The organism is Archangium sp. (assembly GCF_036388035.1).
Lineage (GTDB): Bacteria > Myxococcota > Myxococcia > Myxococcales > Myxococcaceae > Archangium.
This window is the reverse complement of record NZ_DASVSO010000970.1, coordinates 1-7,511: the sequence shown is the minus strand read 5'-3', so window position 1 is coordinate 7,511 and position 7,511 is coordinate 1. Positions and strand designations below refer to the sequence as shown.

Sequence of the window (7,511 nt, the reverse complement as noted above, 5' to 3'; positions counted from 1 at the left end):
GGGCTGGGGCTGGGCCTCTTCATCAGCCACTCCATCGCGCGGATGCACGGGGGCTCGCTGTCGCTGGCGAGCGCCGAGGGCCAGGGCTCCACCTTCACCCTGGGCCTGCCGCGCATGTCCGCGCAGGAGGTGCGGCAGCTTCCCCGCCGGGTGCTGCTGCTGGACGAGGACAAGGTGCAGGAGGCGGTGGCCGAGCGCGCCCTGCGCGCCGCGGGCTTCGAGGTGCTCACCGCCCACGAGGGGGTGGAGGCGCTGCGCCGGGTGTCGCACCTGCCGGTGGACCTGGTGCTGCTGTCGGCGAGCGCCCCGCCCAGCCCGCTCGGCATCTTCCTGGTGGCCTTCGCGGAGCTGCCTCGCGCCCGGCCCGTCCCCATCGTGCTGGCCGGGGCCTCCCGCCCCGCCTGGGCCCAACCGGACTCCGCCACGTGCGCGCGGCCCTACCGCGAGGGGGAGTTGCTCACCGCCGTGCGCGCCACGCTGGGCCTGCCGCAGCCCCAGGAGCGTGTCTCCGTCCTGGAGCACGTCCCGATGGAAGCCCTGATGCTTCCGTGAGGCGTTGAACCATCCCCTTGCCCCGCTGTCCGCTCCTGGTGCCTCCGAGTTGCCCCTGTCCGGTCGATTGCTTCCCGGTGTGTAACGCGACGCATTAGACTCCGCGCGTTACGCAGTTTCACTCGCCGAGAGGGGCGCCCCTGATGTCGCAGCGAAGCCCGGAACGCTATGGGCTCTATGAGCCTGAGACCGAGCACGATGCCTGTGGTGTGGGCTTCGTGGCCCACATCCGGGGAGAGAGGTCGCGAGGCATCGTCGAGGATGCGCTGGAGCTGCTCAACCGGCTGAGCCACCGGGCCGCGGCGGGGAAGGACCCGGAGACAGGAGACGGCGCCGGCATCCTCGTGCAGCTCCCGCACCGCTTCTTCGAGCGCGAGCGCCTGGGCTTCGCGTTGCCGCCGCGCCGCCAGTACGCGGTGGGCATGGTGTTCCTCCCCTCGGACGCGGAGGCGCGCATCGCCTGCGAGGCGGCACTGGAGCAGGTGGCCGCCGACGAGGGCCAGCGCGTGCTCGGCTGGCGCGACGTGCCGGTGGACCCCTCGTACCTCGGCCGGCTGGCGCGGGAGGGGGCTCCCGTCATCCGGCAGCTCTTCGTGGCCCGGCGCCGCGTGGTGCCCAGCGCCTTCGAGCGCAAGCTGTACCGCATCCGCAAGCTGGCCGAGCGGCGCATCCGCGAGCGCGGGTTGGACCCGGACGGCCAGTTCCACGTGGCCAGCTTCTCGTCCGAGACGCTCATCTACAAGGGCCTGCTCCTGCCCCGGCAGCTCCCGCGCTTCTACGTGGACCTGCAGCACCCCGAGCTCGTCAGCGCGCTCGCGCTGGTGCACTCGCGCTTCTCCACCAACACCTTCCCCACGTGGGAGCTGGCGCAGCCGTTCCGCTACATCGCGCACAACGGCGAAATCAACACGCTGCACGGCAACCGCAACTGGATGAACGCGCGGCGCGGGCTGCTCCAGTCGGCCCGGCTCGGCGGCAGCCTGGAGCCGCTCGCCCCGCTCATCGTCCCGGGGAAGAGCGACTCGGCGCAGTTCGACAACATGGTGGAGCTGCTGTGCCTGGGCGGGCGCCCGCTGCCCCACTCCATGATGATGATGATTCCCGAGGCGTGGGAGGGCCACACGCTGATGAGCGACGAGCGGCGCGCCTTCTACGAGTACTCCAGCGCGCTGCTGGAGCCGTGGGACGGGCCGGCGGCCATCGCCTTCACCGACGGGCAGCTCATCGGCGCCACGCTGGACCGCAACGGGCTGCGCCCCGCGCGCTACCTCGTCACCGAGGACGACCGCATCATCCTCGCCTCGGAGACGGGCGTCATCGACGTGCCCGCCGCGCAGGTGCGCCGCAAGGGCCGCCTCACCCCGGGCCGCATGCTGCTGGTGGACACCGAGGAGGGCCGCATCCTCGAGGACGAGGAGGTGAAGCGCGACATCACCACCCGCTGGCCGTACCGGCGCTGGCTCGAGCGCAACGTCTTCACCTTCGACGACCTGCCCACGGTGCCCGCGCCGCCGCGGCTGGGCGGGGAGGAGCTGTGGCGGCTGCAGCGCGCCTTCGGCTACTCGGACGAGGACGTGCGGCTGGTGCTGCGGCCCATGGGCGAGAGCGGCAAGGAGCCGACGGGTTCCATGGGCACGGACACCCCGCTGGCGGTGCTCAGCGAGCAGGCGCCCACGCTCTTCAACTACTTCCACCAGCTCTTCGCGCAGGTGACGAACCCGCCCATCGACCCCATCCGCGAGTCGCTGGTGATGACGCTCGCCACGGGGCTGGGGCCGGAGGGCAACACCTTCGAGGAGACGCCGGACCAGTGCCACCGGCTGTCGCTGCCGGGCCCCATCCTCACCAACGGGCAGTTGGCGAAGCTGGCCGCCATCCGCAACGAGGGCATCTTCGAGACGCACCGGCTGAGCCTCGTGTACCCGGTGGACGGGGGCGAGGGCGCGCTGGAGGCGGCGGTGGAGCGCCTGTGCACCGAGGCCGTGGAGGCGGTGGACGCGGGCGTGAGCATCCTCGTGCTGAGCGACCGGGGCGTGGACGCGGCCCATGCCCCCATCCCCGCGCTGCTGGCCATGTCGGCGGTGCACCAGCGGCTGGTGCGCGACGGCATCCGCATGTACACGGGCCTCGTGCTGGAGACGGCCGAGGCGCGTGAGGTGCACCACTTCGCCTGTCTCTTCGGCTTCGGCGCCTCGGCCGTCAACCCGTACCTCGCGCTGGACTCGCTGCGCGCCCTGGCGGAGGCGGGCGAGCTGCCGGTGGACCATGAGAAGGCGCAGGAGAACTTCATCCACGCCATCGAGGAGGGCCTGCTGAAGGTGATGTCCAAGATGGGCATCTCCACGCTGCAGTCCTACCGAGGCGCGCAGCTCTTCGAGGCGGTGGGCCTGGAGCGCAAGCTCGTGGAGCGGCACTTCACGGGCACGCCCTCGCGGGTGGAGGGCGTGGGCCTGCCGGAGCTGGGGCACGAGGTGCGCGAGCGCCACGCGCGCGGCTTCGGCGAGGCGTCGGAGTTCGAGCTGGAGCAGCTCCCCGTGGGCGGCCAGTACCAGTGGCGCCGCCGGGGTGAGACGCACAAGTGGAACCCGGCCACCATCGCGAAGCTGCAGCAGGCGGCGCGCACCAACGACGCGGCCCTCTTCGCCGAGTACTCGCGGCTGGCGGACGACGAGTCTCGCGCGCACTGCAACCTGCGAGGGCTGCTGGAGGTGGTGACGGAGGGCCGTACCCCCGTGCCGCTGGAGGAGGTGGAGTCGGCGGCGGAGCTCGTGAAGCGCTTCGTCACCGGGGCCATGTCCTTCGGCTCCATCAGCGCCGAGGCCCACGAGACGCTGGCCATCGCGATGAACCGGCTGGGCGGGCGCTCCAACAGTGGCGAGGGCGGCGAGGAGTCGCGCCGCTATGTGCCGGACGAGAACGGGGACATGCGCCGCAGCGCCATCAAGCAGGTGGCCAGCGCGCGCTTCGGCGTCACCACCGAGTACCTCGTCAACGCGGCCGAGCTGCAAATCAAGATGGCCCAGGGCGCCAAGCCGGGCGAGGGCGGGCAGCTCCCGGGCCACAAGGTGGACGAGCGCATCGCCAAGGTGCGCTGGTCCACGCCGGGCGTGACACTCATCTCGCCGCCGCCGCACCATGACATCTACTCCATCGAGGATCTGGCGCAGCTCATCTACGACTTGCAGGCGGTGAACCCGTCGGCGCGGGTGAGCGTGAAGCTGGTGAGCGAGGTGGGCGTGGGCACCATCGCCGCGGGCGTGGCCAAGGCCGGAGCGGGGGCCGTGGTCATCTCGGGCTACGAGGGAGGCACGGGCGCCTCGCCCCTCTCCAGCATCAAGCACGCGGGCCTGCCGTGGGAGCTGGGGCTGGCCGAGGCGCAGCAGGTGCTGGTGCACAACGGACTGCGCGGGCGCATCCGGGTGCAGGTGGACGGCGGCCTGCGCACCGCGCGGGACGTGCTCGTCGCCACACTGCTCGGCGCCGAGGAGTTCGGCATGGCCACCGCGAGCCTCATCGCGCTCGGGTGCGTGATGCTGCGCAAGTGCCATCTCAACACCTGCTCGGTGGGCATCGCCACGCAGGACGCGGGCCTGCGCGAGCGCTTCCACGGCAAGCCCGAGCACGTGGTGAACTTCTTCTTCATGGTGGCCGAGGACCTGCGGCGGCAGATGGCGGCCCTCGGCGTGCGCCGGCTGGCCGAGCTGGTGGGCCGGGTGGAGCTGCTCCGGCAGCGGCCCGCGTCCGACCACTGGAAGGTGAAGCGGGTGGACCTCTCCGGGCTGCTGTCGCCTCCCAGCGCGTCCGAGGACGAGGTCCGGCGGTGTGACACGCCCCAGGTGAAGGACGTGTCGGACCACCTGGACCGGGAGATTCTCGAGCATGCGAAGGCCTCGCTGGAGGGCGGGGCGCCCACGCTGCTGGTGCGCCCGGTGAGCAACACGCACCGGACCGTGGGGGCCATGCTCTCGGGGGAGATTGCCCGGCGGTACGGGGCGCGGGGGCTGCCGGACGGGCAACTGCGCATCCGGTTGCAGGGCTCGGCGGGGCAGAGCTTCGGGGCCTTCCTCTCCAGCGGGGTGACGCTGGAATTGGCGGGAGATGCCAACGACTACCTCGGCAAGGGGCTCTCCGGCGGGCGCATCATCGTCCACCCACCCGAGGGCACCCGCTTCGTCCCCGAGGAGAACGTGCTGGTGGGCAACACCGTCCTCTATGGCGCCACGGCCGGCGAGGTGTACCTGCGCGGGCTCGCGGGCGAGCGCTTCGCGGTGCGCAACAGCGGCGCGCAGGCGGTGGTGGAGGGCGTGGGCGACCACGGCTGCGAGTACATGACGGGCGGCGTGGTGGTGGTGCTCGGGCCCACCGGGCGTAACTTCGCCGCGGGCATGAGCGGCGGCCTCGCCTTCGTGCTCGACCGGGAGCGCTCCTTCCGCGAGCGCTGCAACCTGGAGATGGTGGAGCTGGAGTCGCTGGTGGACGAGTCGGAAATCTGGCTCGTGCACGGGATGATTGAGCGGCACCTGCACCACACGGGCAGCACGCTGGCGCAACGGGTGCTCGACAACTGGGAGCTGATGGTGCCGCAATTCGTGAAGGTGATGCCCACCGACTACAAGCGCGTGCTCCAGGCACGCCGGGCGGCCCGCAGGCCCCCTCCGGCGGCGGCACCGCGCCTCCAAGTCGTGGGGGGGGAGGGCTGAGCCATGGGAAAGACGACTGGCTTCCAGGAGTGGCAGCGCGTCCCCGCCCCCAAGCGGGAGAAGTCCGAGCGGGTGGGGGACTCGCGCGAGTTCGTGCTGCCGCTGTCCGCCGACGAGGCGAAGCGGCAGGCGGGGCGGTGCATGGACTGCGGCGTGCCCTTCTGTCACCAGGGCTGCCCGCTGGGCAACCCCATCCCCGAGTTCAACGACGCCGTGTACCGGGGGAAGTGGAAGGAGGCCTTCCTCGCGCTGAGCGGCACCAACAACTTCCCCGAGTTCACCGGGCGGTTGTGCCCGGCGCCGTGCGAGGCCGCCTGCGTCCTCAACATCGACCAGGATCCGGTGGCCATCGAGCAGATGGAGAAGGAGATCATCGAGCGCGCCTTCGCCGAGGGCTGGGTGCGAGCGCGCCCTCCGGCGAGCCGCACGGGCAAGCGCGTGGCGGTGGTGGGCTCGGGGCCGGCGGGGCTGGCGGCGGCGGCGCAGCTCAACCAGGCGGGGCACAGCGTCACCGTGTACGAGCGGGACGACAGGCCCGGGGGCCTGCTGCGCTACGGGATTCCCGACTTCAAGCTGGAGAAGTCGGTGCTGGACCGGCGGCTGAAGCTGCTGGAGGCGGAGGGCGTGGAGTTCCGCTGCGGCGTGGACGTGGGCCGCGAGCCGGGCTTCCGTGCATTGCGCGAGCAGTACGACGCGGTGGTGCTGGCCATGGGCGCGAGGCATGCCCGTGAGCTGGAGGTGCCCGGGCGCGAGCTGGCGGGCGTGGTGCCGGCGATGGAGTACCTGGAGCACCAGAACCGGGTGGTGGCGGGGCTGGCGACGCGGGAGCCCCGGCTGGACGCGGCGGGCCGACGGGTGCTCATCCTGGGCGGAGGCGACACGGGCTCGGACTGCCTGGGCACGGCGCTGCGCCAGGGCGCGGCGAGCGTGACGCAGGTGGAGCTGATGCCCGCGCCGCCGAAGGTGCGCACCGAGAGCAACCCGTGGCCGCGCTGGCCGCTCGTCTTCCGGACGTCCTCGAGCCAGGAGGAGGGGGGGGCGCGCGAGTTCGGGCTGATGACGAAGCAGCTGGTGGGCGAGGACGGCCGGCTGAAGGCGCTGCACGCGGTGAAGGTGGAGCTCCAGCGGGAGGCGGGTGGCGCGCCCCGGTTGGTGGAGGTGCCCGGCTCCGAGACGGTCCACGAGGTGGACCTGCTGGTGCTGGCCATGGGCTTCACGGGGCCGGACACCGGGAAGCTGGCGGAAGAGCTGGGCGTGAAGCTCACACCTCGGGGCAATGTGCAGGTGGACGCGGGCTTCGCCACGTCGGCGGACGGCGTGTTCTGCGCGGGCGACGCGAGCCGCGGTGCGAGCCTCATCGTCTGGGCACTCTCGGATGGGCGCGAGGCGGCGAAGGCCGTGGACGCGTACCTCTCCCAGGGCGCCTCCGTGCTGCCGACTCGAGGCAAGGACTCCGCCTTCGGCTGAGTGTTATTCCATTTCTTCCGGCAGGGGCGTGCGGAGGAACATCAGCCCCGTTCCCTTCCGCGCGGTGATGACGCGGAAACCCTGGCCAGCGATTTTGACGAGCGCATCCTCGCTGGCCTTTCCACTGGCGAGCCACGCGTCCGCCTCGTCTTTGGTTGCGAACGTCTGGGAGACGGTGACTGATTCAATGGCGGGAATGTAGAACTTGCGAAAGTATTCGCGGTACTCATCCAGCTTCTGGCTATCGCGGACGTAGAGCAGCGCTACCGCGGCGATTCGGAGCGCTTCGTCCTCTGGAGAGCCATCCTGGTACTTCTCGTTCACGGCTCTCAGAGTTTCCATGACAGAGGCCACATCGAAGTTTGAGTTGTAGTTCATGAGCGCTACCGCCGGATGTGCCGCTGCGTCACGGTGATGTCCACAATGTGCGGGGCACTGCCTTCCACCTCCGCCGCCGAGTCCCTGCGCACCCCGAGCACCAGTCGGCTGGCCTCGGGCCGCAAATTTTGTCCGTTACGATGCGCTCGCCCTCCAACAGGTATCTATAGGAACGCGTCCGTCGTCCTCGAAAACGACGGACCTGGACGGCGCATTGCCTGGATGCTTACTGATGGATTGCCTTTTCATGTCTCAATTGTTCTCTGCCGGAGTTGGGCGCTCAGAAAACGTAGGGCTAGCCATGCGACGACGGGGATAGTCCTGCCAAATCTTTGTGAATTCGGATTTTTCTTCGAACGAGAAGCGCAAATACTCTGCGGAGCCAGAGATGTGTGCCTTGGGGGTGACTAGCAG

Annotated in this window: 4 protein-coding genes; 3 read left to right on the top strand and 1 reads right to left on the bottom strand. The window is 70.6% G+C overall.

From position 1 onward, the window contains the following. The 3 genes from VF697_RS40080 to VF697_RS40070 form a co-directional block, all read left to right on the top strand. Positions 1-552 (top strand): ATP-binding protein (locus VF697_RS40080; RefSeq protein WP_331103558.1); only part of this gene is annotated, 552 nt, incomplete at its 5' end. Between the two features lie 143 nt (positions 553-695). After that, positions 696-5,252: a glutamate synthase large subunit gene (gene gltB, locus VF697_RS40075; RefSeq protein WP_331103556.1), complete on the top strand. Its 4,557-nt coding sequence runs from the start codon at positions 696-698 to the stop codon at positions 5,250-5,252. Between the two features lie 3 nt (positions 5,253-5,255). Then, positions 5,256-6,719, top strand: coding sequence for a glutamate synthase subunit beta (locus tag VF697_RS40070; RefSeq protein ID WP_331103554.1), 1,464 nt, complete (start codon positions 5,256-5,258; stop codon positions 6,717-6,719). Between the two features lie 3 nt (positions 6,720-6,722). Here VF697_RS40070 and VF697_RS40065 read toward each other — a convergent pair whose 3' ends face one another. Beyond that, positions 6,723-7,097 carry a hypothetical protein gene (locus VF697_RS40065; RefSeq protein WP_331103552.1) on the bottom strand — a complete coding sequence of 125 codons (375 nt, stop codon included), beginning with the start codon at positions 7,095-7,097 and terminating at the stop codon, positions 6,723-6,725. Positions 7,098-7,511: the final 414 nt, after the last annotated feature.

Coding starts and splice junctions, on each gene's coding strand:
- gltB (WP_331103556.1), top strand. CDS start 696: ATGTCGCAGCGAAGCCCGGAACGCTATGGGCTCTATGAGCCTGAGACC.
- VF697_RS40065 (WP_331103552.1), bottom strand. CDS start 7,097: ATGAACTACAACTCAAACTTCGATGTGGCCTCTGTCATGGAAACTCTG.
- VF697_RS40070 (WP_331103554.1), top strand. CDS start 5,256: ATGGGAAAGACGACTGGCTTCCAGGAGTGGCAGCGCGTCCCCGCCCCC.